Source organism: Pseudomonas sp. DL, assembly GCF_047199225.1.
GTDB lineage: Bacteria > Pseudomonadota > Gammaproteobacteria > Pseudomonadales > Pseudomonadaceae > Pseudomonas > Pseudomonas aeruginosa.
Genome location: NZ_CP178323.1, coordinates 2,211,254 through 2,223,768, shown reverse-complemented (window position 1 = coordinate 2,223,768; position 12,515 = coordinate 2,211,254). Strand labels below are relative to the sequence as shown.

Annotated in this window: 13 protein-coding genes and 3 riboswitches; of the genes, 3 read left to right on the top strand and 10 right to left on the bottom strand. The window is 70.6% G+C overall.

Annotated features, from left to right (window positions below):
- Positions 1-23 precede the first annotated feature (23 nt).
- The 9 genes from ACI766_RS10430 to cobG form a co-directional block, all read right to left on the bottom strand.
- The gene (locus ACI766_RS10430; RefSeq protein WP_003114734.1) at positions 24-392 is read right to left on the bottom strand and encodes a hypothetical protein; all 369 of its coding nucleotides are present in this window, start codon (positions 390-392) and stop codon (positions 24-26) included.
- 85 nt (positions 393-477) lie between these two features.
- Complete coding sequence (locus ACI766_RS10425) at positions 478-1,116, bottom strand: response regulator transcription factor (protein ID WP_003091005.1); 639 nt, start codon at positions 1,114-1,116, stop codon at positions 478-480.
- Positions 1,117-1,309: 193 nt separating this feature from the next.
- Positions 1,310-2,119 carry an OmpA family protein gene (locus tag ACI766_RS10420; protein ID WP_003091007.1) on the bottom strand — a complete coding sequence of 270 codons (810 nt, stop codon included), beginning with the start codon at positions 2,117-2,119 and terminating at the stop codon, positions 1,310-1,312.
- Positions 2,119-2,478: a DUF4398 domain-containing protein gene (locus tag ACI766_RS10415; RefSeq protein ID WP_003091008.1), complete on the bottom strand. Its 360-nt coding sequence runs from the start codon at positions 2,476-2,478 to the stop codon at positions 2,119-2,121. The genes ACI766_RS10420 and ACI766_RS10415 overlap by 1 nt, the downstream gene beginning before the upstream one ends.
- On the bottom strand, positions 2,475-3,323 hold the full coding sequence (locus ACI766_RS10410; RefSeq protein ID WP_003091009.1) for a substrate-binding periplasmic protein: 849 nt from the start codon (positions 3,321-3,323) through the stop codon (positions 2,475-2,477). The genes ACI766_RS10415 and ACI766_RS10410 overlap by 4 nt, the downstream gene beginning before the upstream one ends.
- 69 nt (positions 3,324-3,392) lie before the next feature.
- Positions 3,393-5,072 carry a precorrin-3B C(17)-methyltransferase gene (gene cobJ / locus ACI766_RS10405; protein ID WP_023086070.1) on the bottom strand — a complete coding sequence of 560 codons (1,680 nt, stop codon included), beginning with the start codon at positions 5,070-5,072 and terminating at the stop codon, positions 3,393-3,395.
- Positions 5,065-5,817 carry a precorrin-2 C(20)-methyltransferase gene (locus tag ACI766_RS10400; RefSeq protein WP_003091011.1) on the bottom strand — a complete coding sequence of 251 codons (753 nt, stop codon included), beginning with the start codon at positions 5,815-5,817 and terminating at the stop codon, positions 5,065-5,067. Before ACI766_RS10400 ends, cobJ begins: the two co-directional genes overlap by 8 nt.
- Complete coding sequence (locus ACI766_RS10395) at positions 5,814-6,440, bottom strand: precorrin-8X methylmutase (protein ID WP_003107929.1); 627 nt, start codon at positions 6,438-6,440, stop codon at positions 5,814-5,816. Before ACI766_RS10395 ends, ACI766_RS10400 begins: the two co-directional genes overlap by 4 nt.
- Complete coding sequence (cobG, locus tag ACI766_RS10390; protein WP_023086069.1) at positions 6,437-7,807, bottom strand: precorrin-3B synthase; 1,371 nt, start codon at positions 7,805-7,807, stop codon at positions 6,437-6,439. The genes ACI766_RS10395 and cobG overlap by 4 nt, the downstream gene beginning before the upstream one ends.
- An 89-nt stretch (positions 7,808-7,896) precedes the next feature.
- Positions 7,897-8,148, bottom strand: a riboswitch (cobalamin riboswitch).
- 85 nt (positions 8,149-8,233) lie between these two features.
- Here cobG and ACI766_RS10385 point away from each other — a divergent pair.
- The 3 genes from ACI766_RS10385 to ACI766_RS10375 are packed head-to-tail and all read left to right on the top strand — an operon-like array spanning position 8,234 to position 11,299.
- Entirely contained in the window at positions 8,234-9,481 is a 1,248-nt protein-coding gene (locus tag ACI766_RS10385; protein ID WP_023085379.1) for a bifunctional cobalt-precorrin-7 (C(5))-methyltransferase/cobalt-precorrin-6B (C(15))-methyltransferase, read from the top strand.
- Positions 9,474-10,574: a cobalt-precorrin-5B (C(1))-methyltransferase gene (locus tag ACI766_RS10380; protein WP_003114022.1), complete on the top strand. Its 1,101-nt coding sequence runs from the start codon at positions 9,474-9,476 to the stop codon at positions 10,572-10,574. The genes ACI766_RS10385 and ACI766_RS10380 overlap by 8 nt, the downstream gene beginning before the upstream one ends.
- Positions 10,571-11,299 (top strand): cobalt-precorrin-6A reductase, encoded by a 729-nt coding sequence (locus tag ACI766_RS10375; RefSeq protein WP_003160595.1) that lies wholly within the window; start codon positions 10,571-10,573, stop codon positions 11,297-11,299. Before ACI766_RS10380 ends, ACI766_RS10375 begins: the two co-directional genes overlap by 4 nt.
- Before the next feature lie 54 nt (positions 11,300-11,353).
- Here the strand turns inward: ACI766_RS10375 and mntP are convergent, their stop codons facing one another.
- Positions 11,354-11,923: a manganese efflux pump MntP gene (gene mntP / locus ACI766_RS10370; protein WP_003091017.1), complete on the bottom strand. Its 570-nt coding sequence runs from the start codon at positions 11,921-11,923 to the stop codon at positions 11,354-11,356.
- Positions 11,924-11,932: 9 nt separating this feature from the next.
- A riboswitch (yybP-ykoY riboswitch) is annotated at positions 11,933-12,098 on the bottom strand.
- A gap of 156 nt (positions 12,099-12,254) precedes the next feature.
- Positions 12,255-12,460: riboswitch (cobalamin riboswitch) on the top strand.
- Positions 12,461-12,515 lie beyond the last annotated feature (55 nt).

Genomic DNA, 12,515 nt, shown 5'->3' with positions numbered 1-12,515 from the left:
CTGGGGAGCGGCCATAGGGAAAGTCAGAAACGCAACGCGTCCGCCGCCGCGCTCTCGCCGGTCAACGCTTGCCAGGCGAAGGGGCTTGGCGCCAGGCCGAGATCGCCGAACAGGCGGTAGTCCGGGACGGCGGCGGGCTGGCGGGCGGCCGGGGAAAAATCATCGCGGCCGAGGCGGGTGACCAGAACCCGGGCCTGCACCTGCAACGCCACCAGGCTGAGGCTTTCCCGCGCCGTGCAGCCCACCTCGCCGCACGCCACCGGCGAGTCCTCCAGCAGGAGTTCCTGGCGGCGTGCTTCGGCAACCGCGCGGAGTTCGGCGGCGAAGGACGGCTGGCACAGGCTCAGCAACAACGGCAGGACGAAACGGGCAAAGCGGGGCTGGCGGATCATGCGGATTCCTCGGCTGCGGCGGGATGGCTCCCGGGGGCTGGCGAGGATTGTTCCGCAACTGGCGGTCGAGATGTTTCGAACCCGGTCAGGCGAGTTCGTGGAGCCAGTTCATCACGCCCAGGGCGATCAGTTCGGCGTCACTGTTGAGGCCTATCTTGACCATCGCGTTCTTCTTGTGGGTGCTGATGGTCGACACGCTGCGCATGGTCCGCTGGGCGATCTCGCTGACCGTGTCGCCACGCGCCAGGCGCCGGAGGATGTCCACCTCGGTGGGGCTCAGCGGCTTGCCGGTATGCCGCTGCGGGTGCAGGCCGGGGTCGAGGAAGGTCTGTCCGAGCGCCATGCACTCCAGCGCCGCCTTCAACGTCTCCAGCGGGCTGCGCTTGCTGATGTAGGCCGAGGCGCCGCTGCGCAGGACCGCCTTGGCCAGCAACGGCGCGCTGAACACCGAGTAGACCATCACCTTCATTTGCGGGCAGTGCCGGGTCAGCCATTCCACCAGGTGGATACCGTCGCGGCTGCGCTGGCCAGGCAAGCCCAGCTCGGTGATCAGGATGCTTTCCGGCGGCAGGTCGGCCAGGCGCTCCACCAGGCTGTCGCTATCGCCGACCACCGCCAGCACCTGGCGTCCGCACTCCTCGCTGAGGTAGCGCTGCAGCGCCCACTGCATGACCGGGAAGGAATCGGCGATCACCAGCCCCGGCAGGGTTTCGTTCGAACTCATTGCGCCTCTCTACTCGTTATAACGAAATACAAGGTGCTTATGCTGCACGGATTGCTGCTCGAACTAGTTCGATCCCGATGATAGCCCGCTCTTGCGCAAGGTCTGACAGAGAAATCCGGCGCCACCCGGTTCGCCAGGCGAAAAAAGCCCCGGACCCTTTGGGGTACCGGGGCTCCCTGCGGCAGCGCGGGACTCAGCGCGGCGCGCTGAGCTGGCCCTTGTCGTTGGAGAAGACGATCTCCACCCGGCGGTTCTGCGCCCGCCCCCGGTTGGAGGCGTTGTCGGTGACCGGGAAGGCTTCGCCGTAGCCGACCACCTGCATGCGCGCGGGATCCACGCCGAGATCGGCGAGCACGTCGGCCACCGCCTGGGCGCGCTCGCGCGACAGGTCGAGGTTGGCCTGCCTGTCGCCGACGCTGTCGGTATAGCCTTCGATGCGGATCACCCGCCGCGGATTGAGCTGGAGGAACTGCACCAGCTTCAGCGCGGTGCGGTTGGCCGCCGGCTTGAGTTCGGCGCGGTTGAAGTCGAACAGCACGTCGCCAAGGGTGAGCACCAGGCCACGCTCGGTTTCCTCGGTGCTGAGACTGGCGATCTCCTCGCTCAGGCGCTGGCCCTGCTCCTGCACGCTGAGCAGCTTGGCTTCGCGCAGGGCCAGTTGCAGGCGCTCGCGCTCCAGTTGCAGGCGGGTCAGGCGCTCCTGGTTGAGGTTGAGCAAGGCGTGCTGGCGAGCGATCTCGCTGTAGCGCTGGCTCAGGTAGGCATACTGGATCACGTCGCTGCTGCTGCCCCAGTAGCTGGACAGGCGTTCGGCGCGGGCCAGCGATTCGCCGGCGCGGATCACATCCTTGGGCGCCGCGCGGAGCACGTCGGAATCTTCCTTGACCTGGTCGAACTCGCTCTGCGCCTTGGCCAGCGACTGTTCGCTGAGCTTGTGGTCGGCGCAGCCAGCCAGCGCGGCGCAGGCCAGCAGGGTGGCGAAGAGAGTCGCTTTGCCCGGCATCAGTCGGTCTCCCCCAGTTGCTTGCGCAGACGTTTCAGGCTCTTGTCCAGCTCGCCGAGCTGGTCCTTGCTCTTCTGCGTCAGCACCTTGGACTCGGCGAGGCGTGCGTCCAGCTCGGCCTGCTCGGCCAACAGGCGCGCCTTCTTGTAGGACTCCGCGGTCATCGCGATCTGCGCCGCGGCGTACTTGTCCTGGGCCAGTTTCAGCTCGGCCACGTCGTCGGTGGCACCCACCGCCTTGGCCTGCTCCAGCGCCTGTTCGGTCAGGCGCATCTGCTCCAGCGGAGCCGGGTCGTTGCTCGCACAACCGCTCAGGGTCAGCGCGGCGAGGCCTGCGGCCATCATCCATCGAATGCTCACAAGTCACTTTCCTGCGTAGTCGAACTGGCGCCGGAAGCCGGCAATTGCTGGGCTTTCCAGCGTTCGAGATTGTCCTGCAAGAGCGTTACGGGAACGCCGGCAGCCGACAATTCTGTCATCTTTTTCGCCAGTTGTCCGCGCAGCCACGGATCGTTGCAGGCGGAGTTGTGCGACAGCGTCAGGTACAGCCCCTCGCTGCTCAGCACCGGTTCCAGCGCCTCCAGGTCGTCGGCCATGCCCAGCGCCTCGACCTGGGCCTGCCCGGGCAACGCCTGGTAGAGGAGGAACTCGCTGCGCTTGAGCATCAGGTCCTGCAAGCCCTGGGTCAGGCTCGGCACCGGCTTCAGGTCGAGACTAGCCTTGGCGAAGCGGTCGAACTCCTCGCCCAGGCTGCTGCCGGCCAGCACGCTGCCCTTGTGCCCGATCAGGTCGTCGCGGCCGATGAACGGGAACGCGGCGTCCTTGTTCACCCAGACCACCCCGCTGGTCATCAGGAACGGCGGATGCACATAGTCCATGCTGCCGAGCCGTGCCAGGGTCAGGTAGGCCCCGGCGAGCAGGTCGGCGCGACCGCTGGTCACCTCTTCCTGGGCCTTCTCCCAGGAGCCGCTGTAGAGCACGTCGATGCGCACGCCGAGCTCCTTGCCCAGGCGCTGCAACAGGTCGGCATTGGCTCCGATCAGGCGCTTCGGATCCTGCGGGTCGCGCCACAGGTAGGGGGGGTACTCCGGGTTGCCGGTGGCCACCAGGCGCTCGCAGGAGCCGGCCGCCGCGGCCAGCCCCGGAACGAACAGCGCCGCCAGCAGGATGCCGGCCAGGCGGCACGGGGAACAGCGAAAGGACATGGATTCAGGCTCCGCGGTACAGGGATGCGCGCAGCAGTCTGCCACATTTCCGCGCGCGCTCCCGCCCCGCTATTCCGATGGGTACCAGCGCGGCGTGTAGACCCAGGCTTCGCCGTCGGCGCGCGGGAAGCTGCGGGTAGTGGACGAGCCGATGATCACCAGGGTGCGCATGTCCACCTGCTCCGCACGCAGCTCGCCCAGGGTGGTGCGCAGCAGGCGCTCACCGGGCCGCCCGATGTCGCGACCGAGCACCACCAGGGTCTGCGGCGAACGATGGCGGGCGACGATCTCCAGCGCCCGTCCCAGTTGCCAGGGCCGCGCCCGCGAGATCGGATTGTAGAAAGCCATCGCCAGGTCGGCGGCGCCGGCCAGGTCCAGGCGCCGCTCGATCACCTCCCAGGGCTTGAGGTTGTCGGACAGCGACAGCAGGCAGAAATCGTGGCCCAGAGGCGCCCCCGCCCTGGCCGCGGTGGCCAGGGCCGCCGAGACGCCAGGGAAGATCCGCAGCTCGACCGCGTCCCAGGCCGGCTCGCCAGCGCCATGCAGGGCTTCCAGCACCGCGGCGGCCATGGCGAACACGCCGGGGTCGCCGGACGATACCAGCACCACCGCCCTGCCCGTCGCCGCCAGTTCGAAGGCATGCCGGGCGCGCTGCAATTCCTCGCGGTTGTCGCTGCCATGCAGCACCTGTCCGGCGCGGAAGGGTCCGGCCATGTCGACGTAGGTCTGGTAGCCGAGGATGTCCTCGGCCTCGTCCAGTGCCCGCCGCGCCGCAGGCACCATCAGCTCGGCGCAGCCGGGCCCCAGGCCGATCACTGTGAGTCGGCCGCGACGCTGGCCGATGCGGTCCATCGCCAAGGGCGCGGCGGCCACCGCCAGCCGGTCGCCGACCTGCTCGGCGGCGGGCAAGGCCTGGCGCAGGCGCGCAGCGGGATCGGTCTGCGGCAGGAAGCGCAGCGGTACGCCGAGCGCATCGGCGGCGGCCTGCAGGCGCGGATCGGCCATCCGCGCGCTGTCGGCCAGCAAGCCGCCGAGCGCCGCCGCGGCCAGGCCGGCATCGACCAGCGCCTGGCGCACCGCGTCCGCCGCCGCGTCGGCAGGTTCGACCGCCGCCAGCACGCAGCGCGGATGGATCAGCAGTTCCTCGGCCCGCGGCGCGCGCGCCGAGGGCGTCACGTGAATCGCCAGCGCCGCCGCCGGGTCGCGCGGCAAACGGGCCGCGTCGAGCCAGTCGGCGGCACCCTCGACGCGCACCGGCTGGCCACCGAGCAAATCGGCAACGAAGCGCTTGCCCTGCTCCAGGTCGGCCAGGACATAACCGGCGGGCGGGTTGAGCACGCAGGTGCCGAAGCGCAGCTCGCCGCTGGTGGTGATCGCCGGCGCCACGGCCAGCACCTCGCCGATTTCCCGCGCCAGCCGGTTGACCCCGGCCAGCCCGCCGAGCAGCGGCACCACCGCGCTACCGTCCTCGGCCAGGGCCAGCACCGGCGGCTCCGCTCCCTTGCGTTGCAACAACGGCGCCAGGCTGCGAATGACGATGCCGGCGGCGCACAGGGCGACGATCGGGCGGTCGGCGCAATACAGTTCGCGCAGGGTGTCGCCGAAGTCCGTATAGGAACGGTCGGCCTCGACCCGCCCGGCGAGCCCGTGGACCAGCGCCCCGGGATAGAGCGCCTGGACCCGCCGCGCGGTATCCAGCGCGCCCTGGCCGAGGATGACGATGGCCGGAACCTGCTGGGCGTCACTCACCGCCGGCCCCTCCCTGCCACTTGTCGCCGGGAACGACGATCAGCGAGAAGTACGGCGAGGCCATCGGCTCCACCCGTTCCAACGGCACGATCCGCTGGTTGGCCATGGTCGCCCGCTCGACGTACAGCGCGCGGCGCTCGAGGCCAAGCTCGACCAGCACGCGGCGGACCTTGTCGAAATTGCGGCCGAGCTTCATCACCACCGCCGCGTCGGCATCCGCCAGGCGCCGGCGCAACTCCTCCTCGGGCAGCACTCCGGAGAGCACCGAGAGGCTCTGGTTGCGGTACACCAGCGGCGCACCGAGCACCGCCGCGCCGCCGAGCATCGAGCAGACGCCAGGCACCACTTCGCTTTCGTAGCGCGTCGCCAGGCGGTCGTGCAGGTACATGTAGGAACCGTAGAAGAACGGGTCGCCCTCGCAGATCACCGCCACGTCGCGGCCGGCGTCCAGGTGCGCGGCCAGCTGTTCGGCGGCGGTGTCGTAGAAATCGCTGATGATGGTCTCGTAGCACAGCGGCGGTTCCAGCTTCTCGGTGGTCACCGGGTAGACCAGCGGCAGGCGCACCTGGGCCTGGTCCAGGTGCGCCTCGATGATGCCGAAGGCGTTGCCCTTCTTGCCCTTGGCCACGAAATAGCCGACCACCGGCGCCGCGCGCAGCAGGCGCAGGGCCTTGAGGGTGATCAGTTCGGGATCGCCGGGCCCGACGCCCAGGCCCAGCAGGCGGCCCTTCACGACACTCATCATTCGCGCTCCGTGGCCAGGGCGTTCACCGCCGCGGCGGCCATGGCGCTGCCGCCACGGCGACCGCGGACGATCACGTAGGGCACCCCGCGGCTATCGGCGGCGAGCATCTCCTTGGATTCCGCGGCGCCGACGAAGCCGACCGGGAAGCCCAGGATCAGCGCCGGTTTCGGCGCGCCGGCGTCGAGCATTTCCAGCAGGTAGAACAGCGCGGTCGGCGCGTTGCCGATCACCACCACGCTGCCCTCCAGGTGCTCGCGCCAGTGCTCCAGGGCCACCGCCGAGCGGGTATTGCCGAGTTCCGTGGCGAGCGCCGGCACGTCCGCTTCGTTGAGGGTGCAGATCACCCGGTTGGCGGCGGGCAGCCGCGAGCGGGTCACGCCTTCGGCGACCATCCGCGCGTCGCAGAGGATCGCCGCGCCGGCGGCCAGCGCGGCGCGGCCGGCGGCGCCGGCGCCGGGCGAGAAGCGCAGGTCGTCGACCACGTCGACCATGCCGCAGGCGTGGATCACCCTGACCGCGAGCTTTTCAAGGTCGGCCGGGATGCCGGCGAGGTTCGCTTCGGCGCGGATGGTGGCGAACGACTGGCGATAGATCGCCTGGCCATCGCGGATGTAGTCAATCATGCGGATTTTCCGGAAGTGGGCTGGGAAGGCAGGGCCGCCAGGTAGTCGGCGGCCGTGGCGAAAGTCAGGCGGCTGGCCAGCAACTGGCCGAATCCGGGGTGGCATGGGTCGTGCCGGTACAGGTCGTAGAACCCGCCGCTGCGCGCCAGCAGGGTGAGCGGCGCGCGGTGGGCGGCGGCGCAGGACCGTTCGCAGCCGCACAGGTGCAGTTGCGGCAGGTCGCTGCGCGGGCCGAGGCGTTCGGCCAGGCGCAAGGCGTCGCCCTTGGTGTCGGCCAGGCCCCTGGCGCAGGCGCTGGAACCGCTGCAGGCGATCAGCCGCGCCAACGGCGCATCGGGCTCGGTCAGCAGGCCGAGTCCGCGCAGGCCGAGCAGCGCCTGGTCGGCCTCGGCGTGCGCCAGGTTCGGCAGGAGCACGCCTTGCCAGGGGGTCAGGCGCAGGCTGCCGTCGCCATGGCGTTCGACCAGCTCGGCCAGGCCTTCCAGGCAAGCGCTGTCGAGCCGGCCGAGCGGCGCCGCCGCGCCGACCATCACCAGGCCCGGCTGGCGTTGCGGCTGGACGCCGAGATGACTCCACGGACGCCCCGGCGAACGCCGCCAGGCCGCCACCCGCTCGTCACGCCGCAGAGGGAAATCCAGGCGCGCCTGCAAGGCCTCCAGCAAGGGTTCTCCGGCCAGCTCCTGCAACAGGTGGCGCATCCGCGTCTGTTGCGGCTGGGCGCGCTCGAGGAACAGGTCGAGCAACGCCAGCACCAGGGACTCGCCCCGCTCCGCCGGCAACGCCGCCAGGGGGCGGTCGCGGGCCGGGCAGCCGGCGAGTCCGAAGACCAGCGTCGCGGTCGGCGCCGCGGGCATCGGCGAGAGCCAGATGTCATGGGGATGTTCGAGCATCGCCAGGTCTTCGCCGCCGTCCAGCTGGATGGCGAACTTGGCCGACAGCGCGTGGTAGCGGCTGTCCGCCTGGAGCCGCAGCAACAGCCGAGCGGCCAGCGGGCGCACGTCCAGCGACAGGTGCGGATCGAGCCCGGCGGCCGGGCTGAGCATCAGGTTGCGCACGTCGTCGGCGCCGGCCAGGGACCCATGCCGGGGACCGAGGCCGGCGTCCAGCAGGCGGCGGACAAGCCGCTCTTCCTCGCCGCGACGGACGCCGCGCAATTGCAGGTTGGAACGGTTGGTCGTCTCGATCACGCCGCTGGCGCAATCCCGCGCCGCGGCCGCCACGGCGCGTGCCTGGGCGGCGTCCAGGCGGCCGGCGTCGAGCTTGATGCGGCAGATGCCGCCGTCCAGCGCCTGGACGATACGCAGCAGGCCGGGACAGGGCGACGGACGTGGTACGGGCAGGGGCGCCGGGGTCTGGTCGTCGTTCAAAAACGCTACTCGAATCGGCGTCGCGGCGACCGCACCGCTGTCCCCCAGGGACAGACCACGGCATCGGTACACCCCGCCCGATGTTGGCACTCGCGACTGGTTTCGGCGGCAGGTCTCCTGGCTCGCAGCCCGGCGTTCCACCCGGGGGAGGAACCTCCGCTTCGCGCCGCCTTCCCGGTAATCCAGTGGCGAATGGCGCGAATACAGGCTGCATACAGTTGCGGGGGCAGCCACGGCTAGGCCCGGGCTTCGAAAAGACCGTGGCTCCGTGTTCCCTCTTCGGCCCTCGTTGGCCCCGCGCTAACGCGAAAGGGCCGGGCACCGACGAACGCGCTATTATGCCGCCCAGCCCGGGGCCGGGAAAACCCATTCCGTCCGGAAGCCGTCGCGGGCCCTTCACAGACGCATTTCAGGAGTATCGGAACCGTGTCATCGGCAGACTCGACGCCGCCCTGGCTGACCCTGGTGGGCATCGGCGAGGACGGTTATCCCGGCCTCGGCAAGCAGGCCCGGCGTGCCCTGCTGCAAGCCAGCCGGATCGTCGGCGCGGCGCGCCAGCTGGAACTGCTGCCGCCGTGCATCGGCGCCGCCCGCGAAACCTGGCCGACGCCGTTCTCCCTGGAACCATTGCTGGCCCGGCGCGGCCAGCCGACCTGCGTGCTGGCCAGCGGCGACCCGATGCTGTTCGGCGTCGGCGCCAGTCTCGCCCGGCAACTGCCGGCGACCGAACTGCGGGTCCTGCCGGCGCCCTCCTCCCTCTCGCTGGCCGCCGCCCGCCTCGGCTGGGCCCTGCAGGAGGTCGCCTGCCTGTCGCTGGTGGCGCGCCCGCTGGCAGCGCTGCAGGCACAGGTCCACGACGGCCGGCGCCTGCTGGTCCTCAGCAACGACGGCGACAGCCCGGCCGCCATCGCCCGCCTGTTGAACGCCCGTGGCTTCGGCGCCAGTCGCCTGAGCGTGCTGGAACACCTCGGCGGGCCGCTCGAGCGCCGTCTCGACGGCCTCGCCGGCGACTGGTCGCTGCCGCGCGCCGCCGATCTCAACCTGGTGGCGGTGGAATGCCGCGCCGGCGCCGGCGCCGTGCGCCTGCCGCTGACCCCGGGCCTGGCCGACGAAGCCTATCGCCACGACGGCCAGTTGACCAAGCGCGACGTCCGCGCCGTGACCCTGGCGCACCTGGCGCCCTGCCCCGGCGAGCTGCTCTGGGACGTCGGCGCCGGTTGCGGCTCCATCGGCATCGAATGGATGCGCGCGCACCCCAGTTGCCGGGCGATCGCCATCGAAGCCAACGACGAGCGCCAGGAACATATCCGCCACAACCGCGACGCCCTCGGCGTACCGACCCTACACCTGGTCGCCGGCAGCGCCCCGGAGGCGCTGCTGGAACTGCCCGAGCCGGACGCCATCTTCATCGGCGGCGGGGTCACCGCCGAGGGCGTGCTGGAAACCTGCTGGGAGCGCCTGCGGCCCGGCGGCCGCCTGCTCGCCAACGCGGTCACCCTGCAGAGCGAACGGGTGCTGCTCGACTGGCAGCAACGCCTGGGTGGCGACCTCACCCGCCTCGGCGTCGCCCACGCGCGACCGCTGGGCGGTTTCGACACCTGGCGCCAGGCCTTGCCGATCACCCTGCTGGAATTGCGCAAGCCCGCCGCCAGGAAGCCTCCCCGCGATGCGTGAGGAAACCCCCGAGCAGCCCGCGCCGTTGCGCAGCGGCTACACCACCGGCAGTTGCGCCACCGCCACCAGCCTGGCGGCGGCGCGCCTGCTGCTGGGCGGCACGATCAGCGACGCGGTGCAGATCGTCCTGCCCAAGGGCCAGCAGGTGCTGATGCGCCTGGAATTCTGCCGCGCCTGGGAAAACGGCGCGGAAGCCGGCACCCTCAAGGATGCCGGCGACGATCCCGACGTCACCCATGGCGCCCTGGTGTTCGCCCGGGTGCGCCTGAGCGCCGAGCCTGGCGTGCGCTTCCATGCCGGCCCCGGGGTCGGTACGGTGACCCGCCCGGGGCTGACCCTGGCGGTCGGCGAGCCGGCGATCAATCCGGTGCCGCGACAGATGATCGAACGCCACCTCGCCCAGCTCGCCGCCGAACGGGGCTACGCCGGCGGCTTCGAGGTCGCCATCGGCGTGGAGGGCGGCGCCGAGCTGGCGCTGAAGACCATGAACCCGCGCCTGGGCATCCTCGGCGGGCTGTCGATCCTCGGCACCAGCGGCATCGTCCGGCCGTTCTCCTGCTCGGCCTATATCGCCTCGATCCATCAGGGCATCGATGTCGCTCGCGCCAACGGCGTCCGTCACATCGCCGCCTGTACCGGCAACGCCAGCGAGGACGCCATGCGCCGGCGCTATGCGCTGCCGGAGATCGCCCTGATCGAGATGGGCGACTTCGCCGGCGCGGTGCTCAAGCACCTGCGCAGGGCGCCGGTGGAAAAGCTCAGCCTGTGCGGCGGCTTCGGCAAGATCAGCAAGCTCGCCGGCGGCCACCTCGACCTGCACAGCCGCCATTCCAGCATCGACCTGCCGCAATTGGCCGGCTGGGCCGCCGCGCTCGGTGCCAGCACCGCGCTACAGGACAGCATGCGCGCCGCCAACACCAGCCAGCAGGCGCTGGCCCAGGCACACGCCGAAGGCGTGGCCCTGGGCGATGCGGTCTGCGCCCACGCCCTGCGCTTCGCCCGCGGCATCGTGCCCACCGAGGTGGCGCTGGAAGTCTTCGCCATCGACCGCCAGGGCAACCTGGTCGGCCAGGCCTGCGAGGAGCGCCGATGAAGCGCCTGTTGCTGCTCGGCGGGATCGGTGAGGCCCTGGCCCTCGCCCGCCGGCTCGGTCCGGCGCATCTCTACAGCCTCGCCGGGCTGGGCAAGGTGCCCGGCGACCTGGCCTGCCGGGTCCGGGTCGGCGGCTACGGCGGCGCCGAAGGGCTGGCGGCGTTCATCGACGAGCAGGGCTTCGACCTGCTGGTGGACGCCACCCACCCCTACGCCGCACGGATCAGCCAGAACGCCGTGCGCGCCGCGCGACTGGCCGGAGTGCCCTGCTGGGCGCTGCGCCGGCCCGGCTGGCAGGCCGGGCCCGGCGACGACTGGCGCGAGGTAGCCGACTGGCGCGAGCTTATCGCCGCCCTCGCACCCTTCCGCCGTCCGCTGTTCACCCTCGGCCGCGAACCGCTGGAGCATCTCGGCCAGGTCCCGCCGCACCAGCACTGGACCGTGCGCTGCCTGCAAGGCCAGCCGGCCGCGCCGCGCGCCGAGGTGATCGGCGCGCGCGGGCCGTTCAGCCTGGATGGCGAACGGGCGTTGTTCGAGCGCCTCGCCTGCGACGTGCTGGTGAGCAAGAACAGCGGTAGCCAGGCCACCGAGCCGAAGCTCCAGGTGGCGCGGGAAATGGGCCTGCCGGTGCTGGTCCTGGCGCGTCCGGCGCTGCCGCCGGCGGACCGCGAGTTCGCCGACGGCGAGGCGCTGCTGACGGCGATCCGCGATTGGGAAAGCGCCTGAAGCGAACGCCCACCCACTCGCCGCGACCTGTCCCGCCTCCATCTCCGGCGCCGCTCACGCCGCGCTGAGATGCTCGTAGAGAATGGTCGCGCCGACCAGGATCAGCACCACCCCGCCGACCATCTCCGCGCGCTTGCCGGTCACCGCGCCGAGCGCCCGGCCGAGCATGGTGCCGAGGGTGACCATGGTCATGGTGGCCAGGCCGATGGCACCGGCGGCGAGGAAGATGTTGACGTCGACGAAGGCCAGGCCGACGCCCACCGCCAGCGCGTCGATGCTGGTGGCCAGCGCCGTCACCGCGAGAATCCAGAACGAATGCTGGCCGGGCTTTTCCTGTTCCGTCGCATGATCCGCGCGCAGGCCGTTGTGGATCATGTGCAGGCCGAGCAGCACCAGCAGGACGAAGGCGATCCAGTGATCCCAGTCGGCGACGAACTGGCTGGCGGCCTGGCCAAGCAGCCAGCCGACCAGAGGGGTGATGGCCTCGATCACGCCGAAGATTATCCCGGTGCGCAGCGCCTCCGACAGGCGCGGCCGATCCAGGCTGGAGCCCTTGCCGATGGCCGCGGCGAAGGCATCGGTGGACATGGCGAAGGCGAGGAAGATCAGGGAAACGGGATTCACGCGGATACTCCAGCCGGGCATGAGTCAACGACATGACCCCGCGGCCCGGCTTCGGCGCAGGAATGTCGTTGGTCTCACCAATCCGGTTGGATGCGCTGGCCATGGCAGGTTGCCAAGAATGTTGACCAGCGCGCCGTCAACGGGTGACGGCAGGCTACTCCCCAAGGAAGGCCGGCAGCATAGCAGGCCGGCGTGAAGAAAATGTGATGACCCGGGAAGCTGCGCCAGGGCGTGGGGTCCGCGAAGAAAGACTGCACAAGCGAATTGTTATAGTATAACATTTTATTCAATCCAGATCGTTCAAGGCTTGACTGGAAACGGTGCGGATGTTCCCATCCGGCCCGTTCCAGGTGCCTCCTGCCGCCGCGCAGGAGGTGAAACGGGAAGCCGGTGCGTCACTTCGGTGATCAGTCCGGCGCTGCCCCCGCAACGGTAAGCGAGCGAAATCCTCTTCAGGCCACTGTGCTCCAGCATGGGAAGGCGAGGATTTCACGACCCTCGCAAGCCCGGAGACCGGCCTGCAACGCCCTGTTGGCACACCCGCGGTGGGCGGGAGCGAGCCGGTTGTTCGAGGCGCTGTCGCGCCTGCGAT

Excerpts from the sequence above, each read along its gene's own strand:
- ACI766_RS10430 (WP_003114734.1), bottom strand. The coding sequence starts at position 392 with ATGATCCGCCAGCCCCGCTTTGCCCGTTTCGTCCTGCCGTTGTTGCTG.
- ACI766_RS10425 (WP_003091005.1), bottom strand. The coding sequence starts at position 1,116 with ATGAGTTCGAACGAAACCCTGCCGGGGCTGGTGATCGCCGATTCCTTC.
- ACI766_RS10420 (WP_003091007.1), bottom strand. The coding sequence starts at position 2,119 with ATGCCGGGCAAAGCGACTCTCTTCGCCACCCTGCTGGCCTGCGCCGCG.
- ACI766_RS10410 (WP_003091009.1), bottom strand. The coding sequence starts at position 3,323 with ATGTCCTTTCGCTGTTCCCCGTGCCGCCTGGCCGGCATCCTGCTGGCG.
- ACI766_RS10400 (WP_003091011.1), bottom strand. The coding sequence starts at position 5,817 with ATGATGAGTGTCGTGAAGGGCCGCCTGCTGGGCCTGGGCGTCGGGCCC.
- ACI766_RS10395 (WP_003107929.1), bottom strand. The coding sequence starts at position 6,440 with ATGATTGACTACATCCGCGATGGCCAGGCGATCTATCGCCAGTCGTTC.
- ACI766_RS10380 (WP_003114022.1), top strand. The coding sequence starts at position 9,474 with ATGCGTGAGGAAACCCCCGAGCAGCCCGCGCCGTTGCGCAGCGGCTAC.
- ACI766_RS10375 (WP_003160595.1), top strand. The coding sequence starts at position 10,571 with ATGAAGCGCCTGTTGCTGCTCGGCGGGATCGGTGAGGCCCTGGCCCTC.